This is a genomic window from Phaeobacter sp. JH20_26 (assembly GCF_048056275.1).
Taxonomy (GTDB): Bacteria; Pseudomonadota; Alphaproteobacteria; order Rhodobacterales; family Rhodobacteraceae; genus Phaeobacter; species Phaeobacter bryozoorum.
Genome location: NZ_JAYMWL010000004.1, coordinates 14269 through 34108, shown reverse-complemented (window position 1 = coordinate 34108; position 19840 = coordinate 14269). Strand labels below are relative to the sequence as shown.

Below are 19840 nucleotides of genomic sequence, written 5' to 3'. Positions count from 1 at the left end.
CCGGGGGGGGTTTTCATGGCTCAGGTCGGGGTGGAGCCGGCAGCGCCGCCTTCGGTTGCCAGCAGCGATGCAAGCACCGGGGCAGGGGCCTCGATCAGATCGCTGAGACGGTATTTCATCAGCACCTCGGCAAAGGCCTGGGCTGCCTCGCAGAGCACCCCTTTGAGGCGGCAGTTGCCGACCAGCAGGCAGCTGCTGCAATCGACGATCTCCATCGGTTCGCCCATCGCCTGCACCACATCGCCGAGGCGAATCTCTGCCGGATCCATGTCCATCTGCACCCCACCCGACCGGCCCCGAATGCTGCGGATATAGCCGTGGCGGACCAGTTCGCTGATGATCTTCATCACGGAACTGACCGGCAGCTGGTGCATGCGGCTCAATGTCTCAATCTCGAACATCTGCTCGGGCCGGCTGCCCAGCAAAATAAGGAGCCTCAGCGCGTAGTCGGTTTTCAGATTCAGCTTCATTGCGGGCTCCGGGTGGCGGCATCTGCGGTGTTTAATATTCATTTTGGTTGAATGTTTGTATAGCGGAAATATACATTCAGCTGAAATGAATGTTTTACCACGGCCACCCGGATATCCCGGTTCCGGCCAAAGCAGAGAAGGACCAGACCCATGGCACAGCCCCTGTCAGAGCAGACCAAGGCGATTGTGACCGCAACCGTTCCCGCGCTGGAGGCCCATGGCGGCGCCATCGTTGCGCAGATGTATGAGCGCCTGTTGGCGGATGCGGAAATCCGCGCCCTGTTCAACCAGTCACATCAGCAGAACGGGTCCAGCCAGCACGCGGCGCTGGCCAATGCGATCCTGGGCTACGCCCGTAATATCGACAATCTGGGCGCGCTGAGCGGCGTGGTGGAGCGCATCGTCAACAAACATGTCAGCCTGCAGATCAAGCCCGCGCATTACGCCCATGTGGCGACCGCGCTGCTGGGGGCGATCGAGGCGGTGCTGGGCGATGCGGCAACGCCGGAGGTGCTGGACGCCTGGGGGGCCGCCTATTGGTTCCTTGCCGATCTGCTGATCGCGGCGGAAAGCAGGATGTATAAGGAGATTGCCGCAGCGGAGGGCGGCTGGGAGGGCTGGCGCGATTTTGCCATCACCGGGATCCTGCGCGAGAGCGCTTCGGTCAAATCCTTTGTCCTGCGGCCGGTGGATGGCGGTGCGGTGCTGCGGCACAAGCCGGGGCAATATCTGTCCTTTGATTTCGATAGCCCCGAGACCGGCAAGGCGCGGCGGAACTATTCGATCTCCTGCGCGCCGAACGGGGAATACTACCGGATCTCGGTCAAGCAGGAGCCGGGTGGCGTGATCAGCGGCTGGCTGCATGAGGTCGCGGCGGAGGGCACCATCCTGCGCGTGGCGGCCCCGGCGGGGGATTTCTATCTGAAAGATCAGGCGGAGGCGGAGGTGGTGCTGCTGTCGGCCGGTGTCGGGCTGACGCCGATGGTTGCCATGCTGGAGAGCCTGGCCGCGAATGATCGCAGCGCCACCTATCTGCACGCGGCGGTCGATGGCGACAATCTGGCGATGGAGGGGCTGAGCAAATCACTGGCGAAACGCAGCGTGATCTTCCTCGAAACGCCGAGCGAGGCTGACCGCGCCGCCGCGCGTTATGACGTGGAAGGGCGGATCACCCCGGACTGGCTGGCGGCGAATACCAATACCGCCGTTTCGGACTATTACATCTGTGGGCCAAAGGGATTCATGGCGATGGCCATCGCGGGTCTGCGGGCGGCGAATGTCGATATGGAGCGGATCCATTATGAGTTCTTTGGTCCGGCGGAAGATCTGGGTGTCGCCTGACACCTGACGCCCGACATCTGAGGGCTTGACCGGACCCATGCTGTGATATGGCCGCGACGTTGAGCTGTCGCGGCCATATTGCGTGATGCCTGTCGCGTGATGCCCCTGTTAATGGGCGAGGAAGATCGGCAGCTCTGTCTGCTGGAGCATCGTGCGCGTGGTGCCGCCGAACATCGCCTGACGCATACGAGAGTGGCCATAAGCCCCCATCACCACCAGATCGGCGCCGATTTCGCGCGCCCGCGACTGGATGCTGGTGCCGATTTCCTGCCCGTTGCTGGCAAATTGCGACAGGGTGACGGCGCAGCCATGGTGGCTGAGCCAGGCGGCGATATCGGTGCCGGGATCCTCGCCATCGCGGCCATGGGACAGATCGGAGTCGATGCAGCCGATGATCACCTCGCTGGCCTTGCGCAGATAGGGCAGGGCGGCATGGGCGGCGCGCGCCGCTGACAGGCTGCTGTCCCAAGCGAGGAAAATGCGGTCGCGGTGGGCAAAGGGGCTGCCGTTCAGCATCAGCGGCACCGGGGACTGGAACAGGATGCCATAGGTGGCTTCGCGGAACACGGGGTCCGGGTCGGTCAGATCGTCGGCGATCTGGGCAATGTCGCAGGTCAGCGCCCGCCGTGCGGCGACCAGACCGATATCATTGCCCGACCAGACCGCGAACTGCACGTCGCCGGGGCAGTTGCTGCGGGTCAGCAGCGTCTCGATGTCGTCGACACGTTTCTTGGCGGCGGCCTTGTTCTGGCGCAGGCGTTCCAACGGACCGTCCGAGGCAATCAGAGCGGCGTAACCGGAGTGGCCAAAGGCGAAACTGGGCGGACCGGGCAGCGCCTCCAGCAACAGGCAGGCGAGATGCGCCTCCTGTTCGGCTGCGGCCTCGGCGGCGGCGGTGATGGTCTCGTCGCGGGTGTCTTTGCTGAGGATGAAGAGGGATGTTCTGCGTTGCATGGCGTGCCTCCTGACGGGATGCGGCGGGCGGATCTGCCCGCGGCTGACGTCATTAGATCATCTGTGACAGCGGCCGCCATGATCCTGATCAAGCCTCGGCCGGTTGTCGCGACCGGGAGCAATGAGGCACAGCACGGGCGCGTGACCTGCCGGGGCTGACAGGCGATTTTGCAGCTGCGGCATCACGTCCTCTTGCCGCAGTATACGATGGGATGCCGTCATGGGTTTGGACGGCGCGGCTATGTATTTCCAGAGAAATCACGGCAGGGCAAAGGCGGAAAATCGCTCACCTTAACGTTGTGTAAGTTTCATAAAACTGCCGCTTGACGGATACAAAACATACTGTAAGTTGCATTCAAACACGTAAAAGGCGAAGAAAATTCTGCGCCGAAACCTGTTGAAACTTTGTCGAAGGTCCCGTCGTGTCATGAATATCATTCTCTTTGCGCCGCCAAAAATCCTTTTACAGCATAGTGTTACCGATTGGGTTGAGGCGATTGGGCCAGCCAGCATCATCCTGACCTGCGCCAGTGCCAAAGCGGCGTTGATGGGCAGCTTTCCCGAGGGGCTGGATATCCGCTTCTTTCAGAATTTCAATGATAACGCGGAGGTGGAGCTGGCGGCGATTGACATTGCGCGCGGCCTTGCGGATCCGGTCTGTGTCGCGCTGGCGGAGATTGACGTGCTGCGCGCCGCGCGGGTGAATGACTACCTCGGCGTGTCGACGGATGCTGCGGTGCAGCTCGACGCCTATCGCGACAAATACGCGATGAAGACCCGCGCGCGGGAGGCAGGGCTGCCGGTCAGCGACATGGCGGTGGTGCGCAATGCGATGGATATCCGCCGATTTATCGACAGCTGGGGGTATCCGGTTGTTCTGAAGCCCCGCGACGGGCGCGGATCAAACGGGGTCTGCGTGATCCGCGGGGCCGACGATCTGGCGGGATGGCTGGCGCGGCAGGACAGTACGACGTTTTACAACACGATGATCGAGCGGTTTGTCGCCGGGGATCATTATATCGTCAACGGGCTCTATGTGGATGGGCGTCCTATTGTGATTTCGCCGGTGCGGGTCCTGACCTCGGCGCTGGATTTCCTCGGCGGGCGTTCACATGATCTGCATATGCTGGAGCCGACGACGCCGCTGCGCGATCGGCTGGTGGCCTATTCCCGCCATCTGGTCGAAGAGGTGATGCCCTCGCCGCCGACGCTGTTGTTCCATCTTGAGGTCTTTGTCAGCCCGGATGGCACCATTGTCCTGGGCGAGATCGCCTCGCGGCTGGGCGGGGTGTTCTTCAACCAGGAAATGACCGAGGCCTGGGGATTGGATCCGCGCATGACCTATCTGCGGGCGATGCGGGATCCGGGGTTTGAGAACACGGCACGGCCTGAGCCGATGCTGGAGCCCGTGCGGCTGGTTGGCCAGCTCTGCGTGCCGCCGCGCGACGGTGTGCTGCGCGCGGTGCCGGAGCGCTGCCCGTTCGAGTTCGTGCGTGCCTATCGGATGAGCGGCGTGGCGGGTCGGCAGTATGGTCAGATGGCCTATACCAATGCCGAGATCCTGAACGCCATCGTCGAGGGCGACAGCGAGGCGGAGCTGCGCGCGCGGCTGCGGCAGCTGGAGGATTGGTTCCACAGTGCCTGCCAATGGGAGACCAGCGCCGCGGCCTGATCCAGACCTGCCCCTGTTCGCCTGATGCCCAACAAAGGATCTACCACATGAAGATTGCTGTTCTCGGCGCGGGCTATGCCGGTGTCTCGGTCCTGGAGAATCTGGTCGCCACTCTGCCTGATCTGTCGGCGCTGTCGGTGGATGTTTTTGACAAGAGCCGCAGTTTTGGTCCCGGCGTGGCCTATCAGGAGGATGCCGAGACCAATCTGCTCAACCGGCCACTGAAGCTGATGTATCTGGCGCGCCGCAATGATTTCCGCGACTGGCTGCGCCAGACCGGGGCGACGGAGGCGGCAGCGGATGAGGATGGTTTCCTACAGCGCGCCCTGTTCGGGCGGTTCCTGCAAAGCCGGTTCGATGCGCTGAGCGGTCGGGTGCGCACCGCGGGGGGGCGGATCCGCATGATTGGCGCCGAGGTGGAGACGATTGCCCCCAGCCCGCGCGCCGATGCGCTCTACCGTCTGGGCTGGATGGGCAGCGTGTCCGATTATGATGCGGTTTACCTGTGTCTGGGCACCAATCTTGAGGCCGACCCCTATGGGCTGGGCGGCACGCCGGGCTATTTCCGCGCGCCCTATCCGGCGGCCCGCCTGAAGGCGCTGACCCGTTTGCGGGTGGGCATTCTGGGCTGTCGGCTGACCGCCTATGATGTGGCGCTTGGGGTGAATGGCCGGCGGATGCTGATGACCTCGCGCCGGGCGGGGCTGCCCAAGGCGGTGACGGCCTATCGCCCGGTGACGCTGCACCATCTGACGCCGGCCGGTCTGGCGGCGCTGCGCAACGGCCCGGATGGCGGGCGGATTTCGCTGTCGGCGGTGATGGAGCTGTTTGAGGCCGAGATGCAGCATCAGGGGGTGGATGTCAGCTTTGCTGATCTGCTGCGCGGCGTCGACAGTGCCGACAATGATCTGGTGTCCAGCATTCTGGCCGAAACCAATATGCTGATCCCGCAGCTCTGGGCCAGTCTTTCGGATCGCGCCAAGGCGGCGTTCCTGCGCCATTTCCACCGGCTCTGGTCGAATATGCGGGTGCCGATCTCGCGCACCAATGCCGACCGTATCGCGATGTTGCAGGCCAGTGGCGCGCTCAGCCATCGCAGCGGGCTGCGCAATGTCAGCTTTCGCAATGGCCGCTATCGCATGGAGTTTGCCGATGGCATCGCCGAGGTGGATGCAGTGATCAATGCAACCGGCCTGCAGCGCGGGCTGGACGAAAGCAACCCGCTGATCCGCAGCCTGCTGGCGCAGGGCTTTGCCGAGCGGGACGCAACCGGCGGGATCAAGGTGCAGCTGGAGGATTGCCGGGTTTTGACCCGCGACGGGCGGCCATCGCCGGGCCTGTTTGCGCTGGGGCAGCTGACCTGCGGCACCTTCTATATGGTCAACAACATTGACGTGATCCACCATCAGGCACGCATTGCCACCGCATCGGCGCTGGCGCCGGCGGATATTCTGCGGAGCGTCGGCTGATGCTGCGGAATTTTGCGATCACCCTGCTGCTGGCCTGTGCCGGATCGGCGCTGGGATATCTGAGCGGGCTGCCGCTGGGGCAGCTTCTGGGGGCGGCGGGTCTGGTGCTGCTGGCCTGTCGATTTGGTCTGGCGCTGGCGACACCGCCGGCGGCCATTGTGGTGATCCAGCTGATCCTGGGCGCCAGCGTCGGGGCGCTGCTGAATGCCGAGATGCTGGAGGGCATGGCCGATCTGACCGTGCTTGCGGGGCTTCTGATCTGCATGTCGGCGCAGCTGGCGGCCGGGTTCACCTGGCTGTACCGGGTGGAAAAATGGACCCGCGCCGAGAGCCTCCTTGGGGCGGTGCCCGGCGCCATGGCGGCGGTGATGACCCTGACCGGCGAGGAGGGCAAGACCTCGGCCAAGATGGTCTTTGCCCATATGGTGCGGATGATCGCGCTGCTGGTTGCGGTGTTTCTGATCGCCGGTCCGCAGGAGGGATCGCAGGAGATCGCCGCATTGCCCGACGAGGCCGCCACAGGGGCGGGCACGCTGGCGGGCTACGCGATCTTTCTGCTGCTGGCGGCGGCGGCCTATGCGGCGGGGCGGGTGCTGGAGCGCTTGGCCATGCCGGCGCCCTATATGGTCACCGGTCTGATCCTGGCGGCGGGCACCAACCTCTGGCGCGGCAGCGATCCGATCGTGGTGCCGGAACCGCTGGTGTTGTTTGCCATGGCGCTGCTGGGCGGGCTGATCGGCATCCGGCTGAAGGATATCACCCGCAGCGATATCGCAAGCTACCTGCGCGCCGGGCTGATCGTCACCTCGATCACCTTTGGGATCACGGTTGCCATGGCCTCGCTGTTCAGCCTGCTGACCGGTCAGCCGTTCCTGGTGCTGTTCATGTCCTGGGTGCCGGGTGGGGTCGAGGTGATGGTGGCCACCGCGCTGGCGCTGGGGCTGGAGCCCGCCTTTGTGATGCTGAACCATGTGCTGCGCATGTCGGTGCTGCATATCGCGCCGATGTTCATGAACCGCGAGATGTTCCGGTCCGCGCCTGATCCAATCCAACCGATGACAGATGACAGATGACGGGGAACGCCATGTCTGAACCGCAACGCAATATCCTGATGATTGGCGGTCGCGATCACACCTTTGTCCGTATCGGCGAGATGGGGCTGCGCTACAGCGCGCTTCAGATCCGGTCCCATCTGACCGAGCTGCTGCTTGACCAGGCCGAAACCGTGGTGGTGACCGATTACGAGGATGTGAAAACCAGCGTCGCGCTGGCCCGCGCTCTGCATCGCAAGACGCCGTTTGATGCGGTGTTCTCCTTTGCCGAATATGGGTTTCTGACCGCCGCGCATATCGCCGAAGCGCTGGATCTGCCGAGCAATTGCCAGGTGCCGACGGTCCGGCTGACGCGCAACAAACGACGGATGCGCGAGACGCTGCGGGCGGCGGGTATCGAGGATGTGCCCTTTGCCCGCGTGCGCACGGTGGCGGAGATCGCCGAGTTTGTGGCGCGCCATGGCGACAGCATCGTCAAACCGGCCGAGGGCGGCGGCAGCGAGGGGGTTCATTTCGTCGATGACTCCACCGATATTCAGACCGCATTGTCCCATGCGTTGCAGGTGGGCCGCGAGGAGCTGATCGCCGAGGCGTTTATTCCCGGGCCGGAATACAGTGTCGAAACCATGTCGGTTGGCGGTCGTCACCGGGTGCTTCAGATCACCGAGAAGACCACCAGCGGCGCGCCCTATTTCATCGAGAGCGGCCATGTGCAGCCCGCCGCCCTGAGTGCCGCGGATGAGGCCAGAATTGCCGAGCGGGTTCAGGCGCTGCTGGAGGCGGTCGGTTACCGGACCGGCCCGGCCCATACCGAGGTAAAGCTGCACGACGGGGCGGTCTATATCATCGAGACCCAGACCCGCAACGGCGGTGACCAGATCTGGGAGCTGACCCTGGAAACCACCGGTGCCGATGTGTTCAAGGAGACCTTTGCCGCGGTGCTCGGGCTTGCCTATGATGCGCCGCCGCCCTCCACCGCGGCGATGGCGATCCGCTACATGCTGGCGCAGGACCGCACATTGGATGCGATCACCGGGCTGGACTGCGCCGCCAGTTCCGAAGGTGTGGCGCGGGTGCATTCCTCTGCCAAACCGGGCACCCGCTATGATGCGGTGCTGTCTGCGGCCTCTCGGGTTGCCTATGTGCTGGCGCGCGGTGACAGCCGCGAGCAGGCGCTGGCCCATGCCGAGGCCGCCGTGGCCCGGATCGCGCTGAGGTAATGCGGCACCGGCCTGCGGCCCCCTGATCATCGCCTCAAATCAACGTCCCATGAAATCAAGTCCCATGACAAGGAGCCAGACCATGGCCATTGCCATTCACGACCCTACCCTGCGCGACGGCAATCATGCCATCGCCCATGCGCTGAGCCTTGACGATATTGCCGCCTATTGCCGGACCGTGGATGGCTGCGGCCTGGCGGTGGTCGAGGTCGGCCATGGCAACGGGCTGGGGGCCTCCTCGTTGCAGCTGGGCATGGCGCGCCATGCCGATATCGAGATGCTGGAAACCGCCCGCGCCAATCTCAGCCAGACCAAGCTGGGCATTCATGCGATCCCCGGTTTTGCCAAGATCTCGGACATCAAATCGGCCATCGGCGCCGGGGTGGATGTGTTCCGCATCGCCTCGCATTGCACCGAAGGCGATCTGACCCAGAGCTACATCGAATATGCCCGCAGCCAGGACAAATATGTTCAGGGTGTGCTGATGATGACCCATATGGCGCCTGCGGATGTGCTGCTGGCGCAGGCGCGGCGGCAGGTGTCCTATGGCGCCAATGCCATTGTCCTGATGGATTCCGCAGGCAATTACGACCCCCGCGACACAAGCGAGAAGATCGGCGTTCTGGCGGCTGAGCTGGAGGTGCCGGTGGGGTTCCACGCGCATAACAATCTGGGACTGGCGATTGCCAATTCTATTGCCGCCGCCGAAGCGGGCGCAACCATTCTGGATGGCACCATGCGCGGGTTTGGTGCCGGGGCCGGCAATACCCAGCTGGAGGTGCTCTGTGCGGTGCTGGAGCGCTACGGGTTTGAGACCGGAACCGATGTCTTTGCGCTCTGCGAGGCGGTGGAAGCGCTGCCCGAGCTGCCGCCGGTGCAGCGGCGCACCATCGTGGGCACCTCTAACCTGATCAGCGGCATCTACGGCGTCTGTGCCGGTTTTGAAAAACATGTGACCCGCGCGGCGCAGGATTTCGGCGTTGCACCACGGTTCATCTACGAAGAGCTGTCGCGCTGCAACGCCGTGGCCGGGCAGGAGGATCTGATCATCTCGGCGGCGGCACGGCTGGCCCGGACGGCGGCACCCGCATTGGAAGGAGTGGACGCATGAAACTGAGAACCGCCATCATAGGCAGCGGCAATATCGGCTGTGACGTGCTGTGCAAGGTGCAGCGTTCCGCGCTGCTGGAGTGCACCCTGTTTGCCGGGCGCAATGCGGCATCGCCGGGGCTGGCGCTGGCCCGGAGCCGTGGCATCCCGGTGACCGATCGCGGGGCGGAGGGGCTGTTTGCCGCGCTCGACAGTTTTGATCTGGTGTTCGACGCCACCTCCTCGGCGGCGCATCAGGCCCATGCCCCGGCTTTGCAGGCGGCGGGCAAGGTGCTGATCAACCTGACCCCGGCTCCCAATGGTGCGCTCTGCGTGCCGTCGCTGAACGGCGATGCGCTGCTGGCGGCGGGCAATATCAACATGATCACCTGCGGCGGGCAGGCCTCGATCCCGATTGCCCAGGCGATGACGGCGGCGAACCCGGCGATCCACTATCTGGAGGTGGTGTCCTCGATCAGTGCCGAAAGCGCGGGGCCGGCCACGCGGCTGAACCTCAATCACTATATCGAAACCACCGAAGACGCGCTGCGGCAGTTCACCGGCTGCAACCGGGTGAAGGCGATCCTGAACATCAACCCGGCAAAGCCGAACGTCTATATGCAGACCGCAATCTCCGCGCTGGCAGAGCAGCATGATCTGGAGGCCACCCGGAGCGCTATCGCCGGGGCGGTGGCGCGGTTGCGCGCGGCGGTGCCGGGCTATGACGTGATCGTTGAGCCGCATGTTACCGGGGATCGGCTGTTCACCATGGTGCGGGTCACCGGGGCCGGAGATTATCTGGATCCGTCGGCGGGCAATCTGGATATCATCACCGCCGCCGCCACGCGGATGGCCGAGGCCATTGCCCGTGACCGCACCGCGCGGGACAGCCACCCGCCGGTGGCGCAGCCGATGGAAAGCGTGGCCTGATGCGCATGTCGGAGTTCCGGCGCTGTGGCGCCGCCATCGCAGGCCGGGGAGGTTGCCATGCCTGATCTGCCCGCGCTTCACCGCGACACGCCCTTCTGTCCGATTCTGGCGCTGGCCGGACGGATCCAGAGCCGCCCTGATCCGGTGGTCGATTTCTCTATCGGGGTGCCCAATTTCACACCGCCGCAGCGGGTTTACGAGGCGGCGATTGCCGCGATCCGTGCCGATCGCTGCCGCTATGGACCGAGCCGGGGCGAGGCCGGGCTGATCGAGGCCTATCTGCACTATCTGGCTCAGCTGGGGCTGGATCAGTTCGGCGCGGATAATATTGCCGTGGGACAGGGCGGCAAGCACCTGCTTTATGCGCTGTTTCAGGTGCTGTTCCAGCCCGGCGATACCGTGGTCATCCCGGCGCCCTGCTGGCCGACCTATTTCGACATTGCCCGGCTCAGCGGGGTTGAGGTGCGCACGCCCTATTGCGGGCTGCATCAGGGGTACAAGCTGGACCCCGCGACGCTGGAGGCGGCCTTGGGTGGGCGGCCTCGGGGGCTGGTGCTGAACAACCCGTCCAACCCCACCGGCGCGGTCTACAGCAGATCGGAGCTGGCGGCGCTGGCCGAGGTGCTGCGGCGCCATGATGTGTGGATCATCAGCGACGATGTCTACCAGCGCTTTGTCTATGCCGACGAGCCGTGCCCGCATCTGCTGGAGATCGCGCCCGATCTGGCGTCGCGGATCATCAAGGTGGACAGTATTTCAAAGCTATACGGGATGCCGGGATGGCGCGCGGGTCTGCTGGCTGCGCCAACGGAGGTGGCGGCGGCGGTTGCCACGCTCAACAGCAACTCGATCTCCAATATGCCGCCGGTGGTGGCCGCTGCCGCGGCGGAGGCGCTGGCTGGCGATCAGGGGTTCTCGCAGCGGATGACCGAGGGCTACCGGATGCGGCGGGATCTTCTGCTCACGGCGTTTGACAGCGCACCGCAGATCCGCTGCGCCCGCCCCGGCGGGGCATTCTACCTGTTCCCCGATATCTCGCGGGTCTTTGGCACCCTGCACCGGGGGCGGATGATCAGCACCGATGAGGATCTCTGCAATCTGCTGCTGGAAGAATATGGCGTGGCTGCTGTTCCCGGTCGTCATTTTGGCGCGCCGGACAATATCCGGCTGTCCTATGCCATCGACGCGGATCAGGTTCGGCTGGGCGCCAGTCAGATCCTGCGGTGTCTGGCAGAGCTGGAGGACACAGCGGCAGCGCGGCACACCGCCCGGCCGCCGGTGATGGAAGTCGTTTCCTGATCTGGCCGGAGTGGGCTGGCCGTCGCAGGTCAGCCTACCCCCGCGGGCATCAGGCCAGCCGCAGCCGGAGCGCGGCATAGACCAGCAGGAGGCCGCAGCAGCTGGCGGAGATCAGGAAAGGCGCGCGCAGGGCGAGGTCGCGGCCAAGCTCCGGTTCCAGCAGCGCCACGACGGCACCGCCCGTCAGCGCGCCAAGCGGCATCGAGCCCCAGCCAAAGCAGCGGTAGATGCTGTTCACCCGGCCCAGCAGTTCGGAGGGGATGCGGCGCTGGCGCCAGGAGACGGTGATCACGTTCCAGACCATCGCCGCCGCCATCACGCCAAACATCGCCAGCGCCATGATGATGCCGCTGCTGCTGACACCGATCAGCGCATAGCCAACCGCCCAGCCCGCAATCGACAGGTAAAGGCAGGGCTGCACCCCGATCAGGCGGCTGAGGCGCGGCGCAATCAGGCTGCCGGTCACAGCACCAAGGGCGGCAACCGATAGGACAAACCCGTATTCGGTAGGGCCGAGGCCAAGCACCTCCTGCGCGAAAAGCACCTCTACGGTGATGGTTGCGGTGGCGAGGAAATTGGCGATGCCAAGCACGACCGCCAGCCGCAGCAGCAGCCCATCGCCGCGCATGAAGGTGATGCCCTGCATCAGCGCCTTGCCAAAGCTCTGCTGAACCGGCGCGCGCGGCGACAGGCTGATCAGCCAGACAAAACCGGCCGCCAGCACCAGCACGACCACATCCAGTCCAAAGGGAATAGCGATGCCGGCCGCGATCAGCAGGCCGGCGAGCGGCGGCCCGATGAACTGGCCGGTGAGCTGTTCGGCGGTCCACATCTGGCCATTTGCCGCCTCAAGATCGGAGCTGGCAACGATATCGGGCAGGATGGTCTGGGCGGCATTGTCGCGGATCACCTCCGCCGCGCCAAGGAGGAAGGCCAGGCCGGCCAGCGCCCAGATGGCCCCGGCCGCCGGCGCGCTGAGCGCGAGCATGAGGATGGCGAGCACGATCACGGCGCGCAGCAGGTCGGCGCGGGCTATCAGCTTGCGCCGGTCAGTCATATCCGCGATCACCCCGGCGGGCAGCGCAAAGAACAGCCAGGGCAGGCGACCGGCTGCGGCCACGGCGGCAATCGCCACCGGATCGCGGGTCATCAGCGTTGCCAGCCAGGGCAGCGCCAGCAGGATGAACCCATCGCCGAGGTTGGTCAGCGCCCCGGCTGTGAACAGCAGCCGGTAATTGCGGTTACGAAGCAGGAGCGGGGAGGCCATGGTGGGGATGCCCTGAGGTTGTTCCGGTCCGGCGATACTAGCGCGCAGGGGCCGCGCTGTCACGACTGCCGGTGCCGCTCAATCGAGCCGATACCCGGCGCCGCGCAGCGTCACGATGGCGTCACCTTCGGGGCCGAATTTCTTGCGCAGGCGGCCGATATAGACATCAACGATATTGGTCATCGGGTCCGACTGCGTGCCCCAGACCGCATTCAGAATGCGTTCCCGGCTGAGGGCGCGGCCAATGTTCTTGATCAGCAGCACGGCCAGCTCGCGCTCCTTGCTGGAGAGCGCGACCGGGCGGCCGTCGACGTAGAATTCCAGCGCGCGGGGATCAAAGGAGAGGCCGCGATGGGTGATCACCTCATCGTCGGGTGTGCTCCCATAGCCGACCCGGCTGCGATGCAGCGCCTCCAACCTTGCGACCAGCTCCTCAAAATCGAAGGGTTTGGGCAGGTAGTCGTCGGCACCGATGCGCAGGCCCGCGACCCGTTCGTCGGTTGAATCCAGCGCGGTGAGCATCAGAACAGGGGTGGTATTGGCGCGGGCGCGCATCCGCTGGCAGACCTCGATGCCGGAGATCCCCGGCAGCATCAGGTCGAGGATCACCACATCAAAGTCGCGTGTTTGCAGGAACCCCAGCGCCAGTTCGCCATCCACCACGTGCTCGACGCTGAAGCCCTCAGCCTTCAGCCCCCGGCGTATGAAATCGGCTACGCGCTCTTCATCCTCTACAAGCAGAATATTCATCAGCTGTTCTCTGGCGTCCTGTGACTATGGGTCGGCATCCGTGGAGATCGTCAGCACAACCGTTGTGCCCCCCGTTGGGCGATCAAAGATCCGCGCCGAGCCGCCGTGGGCCTCGGCGATGGAGCGCACGATCGGCAGACCAAGGCCCAGCCCTTCGATATAGCGGCCGCTGGCGTTGGAGCCGCGAAAGAAACGCTCGAAGGCCAGTTCCTTTTCCGCGTTATCCACGCCCGGCCCGTCATCGGACACCGCAATCTCAACGATATCGCCATGGGTCTGAAGGGTGACGGCGATCATGTCGCCGCCGTGGTATTTGGCATTTTCCAGCAGGGCGAGCACGGCCTGACGGATCCGCTGGCCATCGGCGATGACGATCACCTTGTCGCGCTGCGGCTCAAAGCCCACCTCGGCCCCGCAGAGTGCGATCACCTCGTGGATCAGCCTGATCAGATCGACGGGTTTCCTGACCAGTTCAAGCGAGCCGGATTCCTTGCGCGCGATGAACAGAAGGTCGCTGATCAGATTGGCGGTGTGATTGGCGGCCAGCCGGGTCTTGGTCAGGGCGTCCTTGTATTCCTCGACGGTTTTGTCGGCGCCGCGCAGCGCCACGTCACTTTCGCCCTGAATGACGGTCAGCGGGGTGCGCAGCTCATGGCTGACATCTGCCAGCAGCTGGCGGCGGTTCTGTTCGGATTTTCGCGCCTCGGTCAGCAGTTTTTCCAGCGTTTCGGTACGCTGGCGGACGGCCTGTTCCAGTTCCTCGTTCTGGGTGGTCAGGTTTTTGGTGCGGGCCGAGACCACTGCGGACATTTCATCCAGAACGCCGGCGATTTCCGACAGTTCGCTGCGCCCCGGCAGGGCGATCCGGCTGGAAAAATCCCCGGCCGCAAATTGCCGCACACCACCCAGAAGCTGCCTTAACGGGCGGGTGAATTCGCGGCGAAAGACAATCAGCGCGATGGCGGTGATGCAGAGAAAGGCCACCGCCAACCCAAAGGAGATCATGCGCACCAGCGCCATCTTTGCGCTGGCTTCGGCCTCGGCTCTTGAGACTTCCTCCTGCTCTTCGGTGAGCGCCGTTGAGATCAGCGTTCGGAAATCTTCCTTGATGTCTTCGTTGAGGGCCAGCGACACCTGGCGCCAGTCGCCACCGATGCCATCTGCGGCCTCGCGCGACTGCGCCCGCCGGTAAAGGTCGAGGATGTCGTCAATGATCTCCTCAATCTTGTCCAGCAGCATCAGCTCTGCCAGCTCCTCGTCGCCGACCAGCTCGATTTCCTGCTCAATGGCGGCGCGAATATTGGTGATATGGGTCTGGAGGCGGTTGGAAATATCGGTGATATCCGCCACCTGCCCGGTGTCGTCGGCCAGCAGCAGATCGCCAAAACGCTTGAACAGAAGATAGGTGTCTGCCGCCAGTTTCAGATGGTGTTCAAAGGAGGTGTGAGCCAGCGAAATGCGGTAATTGTGCAGATCGCTTTGTCTGGCGGCCCAGACCGCAACTGACACACTGGCAGCGGCTGCCAGCAGTACCACGGCCGCGAAAATATTGACAATATGCACTATTTTCATTGGTCGAGGTGGTCCCGTCGTTGTGGGTCGGACTGCCAATTGCGAGGTCAGCCGGTGCGGGGTTTGGGTTGGCTACGCACCGGCTGACCATAACCCTGTCAGGGCCGCCAGTGGTAGAGTTAGTTTGCAGCAATGACAGCGTCCTGTCGAAATCATGAACAACAGATGAACGAATGCGCCGCCAAGGGCTGCCGACCGGCCATGGTGCGTTCATCTCCCGTTCATATGCGGTCTTGGCTCCGTTCACAGTCCAGACAGTCACCTGTTGCCTGCCATGGTTAAAAAGGCATCGGGTGCCTTTTTTCCTTCCCGTTGTGACCGGGACGCGATTGCGGCGGATGAACCCGGCACCGGCCCGGCAGAGGAAAGGACACGGGATGACCATTCAGAGAGTACTGGCGGCCGCCGCCGGGGCAGCGCTGACTGTCGCGACACTGGCCCATGCGGCGGATCAGGTCGGTGCCAGCGTGATCGACGCGCAGCGGCGGGCGCTGGCAGAGGCGGTTGCGGATCAGGGATTTGGCCCGCAGTCGCCGCGTGATCTCAGCTCGGCGGTGGGATCAAACAAGCGCGATTTTGCATTTGCGCCACCCGCCAGCCGGATGAACCTCTGCAACATCCATTTCCACGAAAGCGCAGAGCACAAGGGTGGTGAATTCACCAAATATGCCGGACATGGCGATGGTCAGGGCTATGGCACCGGGTATCTTTATTCAGGCGAGCTGACAGCGGCCGAGGTGGCCCCCTATGCCCGTCCGGTTGGTAGCACCGACCATGGCGCACTGGCGCCCGGTGACACGATCGAGGTGCATTATGTCTACAGCACGGCGCAGGTGGGACCGGGTCCGACGCTGGGATCCTGTCTGGATGTCGCCACGCTGAACCCGCAGCTGCGGGTTGAAACTCAGGTGATGGTGCTGGTCAATGACCCTGCCGCGCTGGATTTCGTGAGGCTGACCAAACATGAGTTTGTTGATGGCTATCATCAGGCAATCCATATTCCGCAGGATATGGGTACGCCGGTGCAATATACCGGATCGACGACCGGTCCGGCCTATAATGAGACCGGCTCTCCCGTGCAGGTCACCTGGAGCATTCGCCCCAAGGTGGCCAAGGTGAGCATTGCCTCGGTGGAGGCATGGTTGGGCGACAATGCCTTTGACGAAGATCATGCCCATGGCGTGCGCACCCTCGTGGTCAATCCCGATCTGCTGTCGCCGATGTCCCGCTAGGAGCTGGACCTGCGGCACCACAGCAGTTGCCCGAAGGGTGCGGAGTGCGGCAGGCTGGGGCACAGCAGCCTGTGGCGGCTGCGGAGGGCAGAGCGGATGGAACACCCGGTTCAGGACAACGGTGGCGAGCGGCTCGGCGGGCTGACGCGGCAGCAGGCGGAGACGGCGCGGCGTCAATACGGATGGAATGAGCTGCCGCAGGGCAAACGCACCGGGCCTTTGCGGGTGTTCCTGCGCCAGTTCAGCAATTTCCTGGTGCTGATCCTGATTGCTGCCGGGATCATCGCCTTTGCCCTTGGCGAATATGCCGACACGCTGGCGATCGGGCTGGTGATCGGGTTGAACGGGATCCTGGGCTTTGTGCAGGAGTGGCGGGCGGAGACCGCGCTGGAAAGCCTGCGCAGCCTGCTGTCGCCGCAGGCGCTGGCGGTGCGTGATGGGCGCGAGCAGGTGATTGCGGCGCGCGAGCTGGTGCCGGGCGATCTGATCATTCTGGAGGCCGGCGCCCGGGTGCCTGCCGATGCGCGCCTGCACGAAGCTGCCGGACTATCTTTGGATGAGAGCGCGCTGACAGGGGAATCGGTTCCGGTGGACAAGGCGCCCGGCACAGAGACGGCAGAGGTGTTTGCCGGCACGGTGGTGGCGGCGGGCCGCGCGCTGGCGGTGGTCACCGCGACCGGCGCGCGCACCGCCTTTGGCGAGATCGCATCGCTGACCGGATCGGTGGGGCTGAAGAAGACAAACCTGCAGGTGCAGCTGGGCCGTCTGGCGCAGCAGCTGGGGTTTGCGGCGCTGGGTGTTTCCGCCGCTATTCTGGCGCTGGGGCTTTATATGGGGCGGGACGCGGCGGAGATGTTCATGACCGGCCTGTCGCTGTCGGTGGCGATGGTGCCCGAAGGCCTGCCCGCGGTGGTCACCATCACCCTGGCGCTGGGGGCGGCGGCGATGGTGCGGCAGAAAGCCTTGGCGCGGCGGTTGCAGGCGGTGGAGACGCTGGGTGCGGCCTCGGTCATCTGCACGGACAAGACCGGCACCCTGACGGAAAACAAGATGACCGTGACCCGGGTCTGGACGCTGGACCGCAGCTATCAGGTGACCGGCACCGGCTATGATCCGGCAGGCCATATTGCCCATGGCGGCACGGTCACCGGCGCGCGGGAGGATGCGGTGCTGGCCGAGCTGCTGGCGGCGGGGCTGACCTGCACCCATGCCAGCCTGCACCGCGAGGGGGATCATTGGCAGATGACCGGCGCCCCGACCGAGGGTGCGCTGGTGACCCTCGGCTACAAGGGCTGGGCAGAGCTGCCGCCGCCGGATGCGGTGGTGGCGGAAATCCCCTTTAGCAGCGAGCGCAAGCGGATGAGCGTGCTGGCGCGCAGCGGCGGCGGCGGAAAGGTCCTGACCAAGGGCGCGCCGGAGCAGGTTCTGGGCCTCTGCACAGAAGTGCTGACGCAGGATGGCCCGCGGAAGCTGGGCGCAGGGGAGGCGGCCGCCATCACCGACGCCTATGAGGCGATGGCGGCAGAAGGGCTGCGGGTGATCGGGCTGGCATCTGGCGCGGCGCAGGGCGGAGAAATCCGCGAGGAGGACATGACCTTCCTCGGGCTGGCGGGGCTGATCGACCCGCCGCGGCCCGAAGTGCGGGACGCCATCGGCGCGGCGCGGGCGGCGGGTATCCGGGTGATCATGATCACTGGCGACAGCCCGCTGACTGCCAAGGCGATTGCGGCCCAGCTGGGGCTGCCTGCCGGAAAGACCCTGACCGGCGATGCGCTGGAGGCGCTGGAGGATGCGGAGCTGGACCGGCTGTTGCAGCAGGATGTGCTGTTTGCCCGCACAAGGCCCGCCCACAAGATGCGGATCGTCTCGGCCCTGCAGGGGCAGCATCAGATCGTGGCGATGACCGGCGACGGGGTGAACGATGCGCCGGCCCTGAAGCAGGCCGACATCGGGGTTTCAATGGGGGTGCGGGGCACGGATGTGGCCAAAGATGCCTCTGACCTGGTGCTGCTGGACGATAATTTTGCCACCATCGTGCGGGCCATCGGCGAGGGGCGGCGGCAGTTCGCCAATGTGCGCAAATTCGTGCGCTACCTCTTGTCCTCCAACGCGGGCGAGGTGATTGCGCTGTTGATCAATATCCTGATCGGCGGGCCGCTGATCTTTCTGGCGACGCAGATCCTGTGGATGAACCTTGTGACCGACGGGGTCACGGCGGTGGCGCTGGGGCTGGAGAAGGGTGAGCCGGACCAGATGGCGCATCCGCCGCGCCAGAAAGACACGCCGATCCTGGGCAAGGCCGGGCTGCTGAGCATTCTGGCGCTGGGGCTTTATACCGGGCTGGCCAGCCTGTGGCTGTTCCTGCATCTCTTGGACGGCAACGAGGATCTGGCCCGCACCGCCGCCTTTACCGCCATGGTGGTTTTTGAGAAGGCGAGCGTCTTTGCCTTCCGCTCCTTGCATCTGCCGTGCTGGCGGATCGGGGTGTTCAGCAATCCGCTGCTGCTGGCGGCGCTGGTGGTGACCATCGGAGCGCAGGTGGCGGCGGTCTACTGGCCGCCCTTGCAGGTGATGCTGCACACGGTGCCGCTGCAAGGGGAGCACTGGGGGCTGATCGCGCTGCTGGTGCTGCCCATCCTGCTGGTGCCGGAGGTGTTGAAAACCCTGCGTTATCTCAGTGGTCAACGCCAGCGGAGGGCAGTGGCGGCAGCTTGACCTCCGTCAAGGCGGCGGGGGCCACTCCGGGGCATCCTGCGGGCATGGAGAAGGATCACGGTCACAGCAAGGACGACATCGCGCGGCGGCTGGCGGGCAGCAATGGCACCGGGCGGCTCAGGGATGCGGTTTATGGTGGCATTGACGGCGCGGTCACCACCTTTGCGATTGCTGCGGGGGTCGAGGGCGCGGGGTTTTCCCCTGCGGTGATCATCGCCCTTGGCATTGCCAATGTGCTGGCGGACGGGTTTTCCATGGCTGCGGCCAATTATCTGGGGACCAAGGCGGATCTGGACGACCGGCGGCGTCTCTACGAGGTGGAAAAGCGTCATATCCGCCAGTACCCGGAGGGCGAGCGCGAGGAGCTGCGCCAGATCTTTCAGGAGCTGGGGCTGAGCGGCGACGTGCTGGAGGGCGCGGTGGCATCGGTGACCGCCAAGCCGGAGAAATGGATCGCGCTGATGCTGACCAGCGAATATGGGCTGGCGCCGACAGAACCCAACCCGGTGGCGGCGGCGCTGACGACTTTTGCGGCGTTCATGGCGGCGGGCATCGTGCCGCTTCTGCCGTTCATTCTTGGGCTGCCCGATCCGTTCCTGACCGCCGCGCTGGCCACCGGGGCGGTGTTTTTCGGCATTGGCGCCAGCAAGAGCGTCTGGTCGCTGGCGCCCTGGTGGAAATCCGGGCTGGAGACATTGGCAATCGGTTCCTGCGCCGCTGCTGTCGCCTATCTGGCAGGCAGCCTGTTCCGGGTCTGACCCGCAGCAACGGGGCGGCGGCGCGCGCGCTATGGCTTTCAGGGTGCTGA

Annotated in this window: 16 protein-coding genes; 11 read left to right on the top strand and 5 right to left on the bottom strand. The window is 64.7% G+C overall.

Annotated features, from left to right (window positions below; translation table 11 throughout):
* Nucleotides 1–20: 20 nt before the first annotated feature.
* On the bottom strand, nt 21–470 hold the full coding sequence (locus VWY60_RS01565; protein ID WP_416539691.1) for an RrF2 family transcriptional regulator: 450 nt from the start codon (nt 468–470) through the stop codon (nt 21–23).
* Between the two features lie 150 nt (nt 471–620).
* Here VWY60_RS01565 and hmpA point away from each other — a divergent pair, with 150 nt between their 5' ends.
* Nucleotides 621–1811 carry an NO-inducible flavohemoprotein gene (gene hmpA, locus VWY60_RS01560; RefSeq protein WP_416539690.1) on the top strand — a complete coding sequence of 397 codons (1191 nt, stop codon included), beginning with the start codon at nt 621–623 and terminating at the stop codon, nt 1809–1811.
* Between the two features lie 108 nt (nt 1812–1919).
* On the opposite strand, the gene VWY60_RS01555 is transcribed toward hmpA, so the two are convergent.
* Complete coding sequence (locus tag VWY60_RS01555; RefSeq protein WP_416539689.1) at nt 1920–2765, bottom strand: universal stress protein; 846 nt, start codon at nt 2763–2765, stop codon at nt 1920–1922.
* Between the two features lie 427 nt (nt 2766–3192).
* Here VWY60_RS01555 and VWY60_RS01550 point away from each other — a divergent pair, with 427 nt between their 5' ends.
* The 7 genes from VWY60_RS01550 to VWY60_RS01520 all read left to right on the top strand — a co-directional run bounded on the left by VWY60_RS01550 (nt 3193) and on the right by VWY60_RS01520 (nt 11496).
* Nucleotides 3193–4437, top strand: coding sequence for an ATP-grasp domain-containing protein (locus VWY60_RS01550; protein ID WP_416539688.1), 1245 nt, complete (start codon nt 3193–3195; stop codon nt 4435–4437).
* A gap of 47 nt (nt 4438–4484) precedes the next feature.
* Nucleotides 4485–5906: an FAD/NAD(P)-binding protein gene (locus tag VWY60_RS01545; RefSeq protein WP_416535319.1), complete on the top strand. Its 1422-nt coding sequence runs from the start codon at nt 4485–4487 to the stop codon at nt 5904–5906.
* The gene (locus VWY60_RS01540; RefSeq protein WP_416539687.1) at nt 5906–6979 is read left to right on the top strand and encodes an AbrB family transcriptional regulator; all 1074 of its coding nucleotides are present in this window, start codon (nt 5906–5908) and stop codon (nt 6977–6979) included. Before VWY60_RS01545 ends, VWY60_RS01540 begins: the two co-directional genes overlap by 1 nt.
* 11 nt (nt 6980–6990) lie before the next feature.
* The gene (locus tag VWY60_RS01535) at nt 6991–8178 is read left to right on the top strand and encodes an ATP-grasp domain-containing protein (RefSeq protein WP_416539686.1); all 1188 of its coding nucleotides are present in this window, start codon (nt 6991–6993) and stop codon (nt 8176–8178) included.
* 82 nt (nt 8179–8260) lie between these two features.
* Nucleotides 8261–9289: a 4-hydroxy-2-oxovalerate aldolase gene (gene dmpG, locus VWY60_RS01530; protein WP_340547789.1), complete on the top strand. Its 1029-nt coding sequence runs from the start codon at nt 8261–8263 to the stop codon at nt 9287–9289.
* Nucleotides 9286–10197, top strand: coding sequence for an acetaldehyde dehydrogenase (acetylating) (locus VWY60_RS01525; RefSeq protein WP_340547790.1), 912 nt, complete (start codon nt 9286–9288; stop codon nt 10195–10197). The genes dmpG and VWY60_RS01525 overlap by 4 nt, the downstream gene beginning before the upstream one ends.
* Before the next feature lie 57 nt (nt 10198–10254).
* A complete protein-coding gene (locus VWY60_RS01520) occupies nt 10255–11496 on the top strand; it encodes an aminotransferase class I/II-fold pyridoxal phosphate-dependent enzyme (RefSeq protein ID WP_416539685.1) in 1242 nt (413 codons plus the stop codon).
* Between the two features lie 49 nt (nt 11497–11545).
* Here the strand turns inward: VWY60_RS01520 and VWY60_RS01515 are convergent, their stop codons facing one another.
* The 3 genes from VWY60_RS01515 to VWY60_RS01505 form a co-directional block, all read right to left on the bottom strand.
* Nucleotides 11546–12763: an MFS transporter gene (locus VWY60_RS01515; protein WP_416539684.1), complete on the bottom strand. Its 1218-nt coding sequence runs from the start codon at nt 12761–12763 to the stop codon at nt 11546–11548.
* 78 nt (nt 12764–12841) lie between these two features.
* Nucleotides 12842–13513, bottom strand: coding sequence for a response regulator transcription factor (locus tag VWY60_RS01510; protein ID WP_416539683.1), 672 nt, complete (start codon nt 13511–13513; stop codon nt 12842–12844).
* Nucleotides 13514–13537: 24 nt separating this feature from the next.
* Nucleotides 13538–15085: an ATP-binding protein gene (locus tag VWY60_RS01505; protein WP_416539682.1), complete on the bottom strand. Its 1548-nt coding sequence runs from the start codon at nt 15083–15085 to the stop codon at nt 13538–13540.
* Between the two features lie 377 nt (nt 15086–15462).
* Between VWY60_RS01505 and VWY60_RS01500 the strand changes: the two genes are divergently transcribed.
* From VWY60_RS01500 to VWY60_RS01490, 3 genes are all read left to right on the top strand, one after another.
* Nucleotides 15463–16317 (top strand): delta-class carbonic anhydrase, encoded by an 855-nt coding sequence (locus tag VWY60_RS01500; protein WP_416535325.1) that lies wholly within the window; start codon nt 15463–15465, stop codon nt 16315–16317.
* A gap of 96 nt (nt 16318–16413) precedes the next feature.
* Nucleotides 16414–19032, top strand: a complete 2619-nt coding sequence (locus tag VWY60_RS01495; RefSeq protein WP_416539681.1) for a cation-translocating P-type ATPase — start codon at nt 16414–16416, stop codon at nt 19030–19032.
* Between the two features lie 44 nt (nt 19033–19076).
* Nucleotides 19077–19790: a VIT1/CCC1 transporter family protein gene (locus tag VWY60_RS01490; RefSeq protein ID WP_416539721.1), complete on the top strand. Its 714-nt coding sequence runs from the start codon at nt 19077–19079 to the stop codon at nt 19788–19790.
* The last annotated feature ends 50 nt before the right edge of the window (nt 19791–19840 follow it).

What these genes read in the sequence shown, in the direction of transcription:
- VWY60_RS01565 (WP_416539691.1), bottom strand. Translation starts at nt 470, where the DNA reads ATGAAGCTGAATCTGAAAACCGACTACGCGCTGAGGCTCCTTATTTTG.
- hmpA (WP_416539690.1), top strand. Translation starts at nt 621, where the DNA reads ATGGCACAGCCCCTGTCAGAGCAGACCAAGGCGATTGTGACCGCAACC.
- VWY60_RS01555 (WP_416539689.1), bottom strand. Translation starts at nt 2,765, where the DNA reads ATGCAACGCAGAACATCCCTCTTCATCCTCAGCAAAGACACCCGCGAC.
- VWY60_RS01550 (WP_416539688.1), top strand. Translation starts at nt 3,193, where the DNA reads ATGAATATCATTCTCTTTGCGCCGCCAAAAATCCTTTTACAGCATAGT.
- VWY60_RS01545 (WP_416535319.1), top strand. Translation starts at nt 4,485, where the DNA reads ATGAAGATTGCTGTTCTCGGCGCGGGCTATGCCGGTGTCTCGGTCCTG.
- VWY60_RS01540 (WP_416539687.1), top strand. Translation starts at nt 5,906, where the DNA reads ATGCTGCGGAATTTTGCGATCACCCTGCTGCTGGCCTGTGCCGGATCG.
- VWY60_RS01535 (WP_416539686.1), top strand. Translation starts at nt 6,991, where the DNA reads ATGTCTGAACCGCAACGCAATATCCTGATGATTGGCGGTCGCGATCAC.
- dmpG (WP_340547789.1), top strand. Translation starts at nt 8,261, where the DNA reads ATGGCCATTGCCATTCACGACCCTACCCTGCGCGACGGCAATCATGCC.
- VWY60_RS01525 (WP_340547790.1), top strand. Translation starts at nt 9,286, where the DNA reads ATGAAACTGAGAACCGCCATCATAGGCAGCGGCAATATCGGCTGTGAC.
- VWY60_RS01520 (WP_416539685.1), top strand. Translation starts at nt 10,255, where the DNA reads ATGCCTGATCTGCCCGCGCTTCACCGCGACACGCCCTTCTGTCCGATT.
- VWY60_RS01515 (WP_416539684.1), bottom strand. Translation starts at nt 12,763, where the DNA reads ATGGCCTCCCCGCTCCTGCTTCGTAACCGCAATTACCGGCTGCTGTTC.
- VWY60_RS01510 (WP_416539683.1), bottom strand. Translation starts at nt 13,513, where the DNA reads ATGAATATTCTGCTTGTAGAGGATGAAGAGCGCGTAGCCGATTTCATA.
- VWY60_RS01505 (WP_416539682.1), bottom strand. Translation starts at nt 15,085, where the DNA reads ATGAAAATAGTGCATATTGTCAATATTTTCGCGGCCGTGGTACTGCTG.
- VWY60_RS01500 (WP_416535325.1), top strand. Translation starts at nt 15,463, where the DNA reads ATGACCATTCAGAGAGTACTGGCGGCCGCCGCCGGGGCAGCGCTGACT.
- VWY60_RS01495 (WP_416539681.1), top strand. Translation starts at nt 16,414, where the DNA reads ATGGAACACCCGGTTCAGGACAACGGTGGCGAGCGGCTCGGCGGGCTG.
- VWY60_RS01490 (WP_416539721.1), top strand. Translation starts at nt 19,077, where the DNA reads ATGGAGAAGGATCACGGTCACAGCAAGGACGACATCGCGCGGCGGCTG.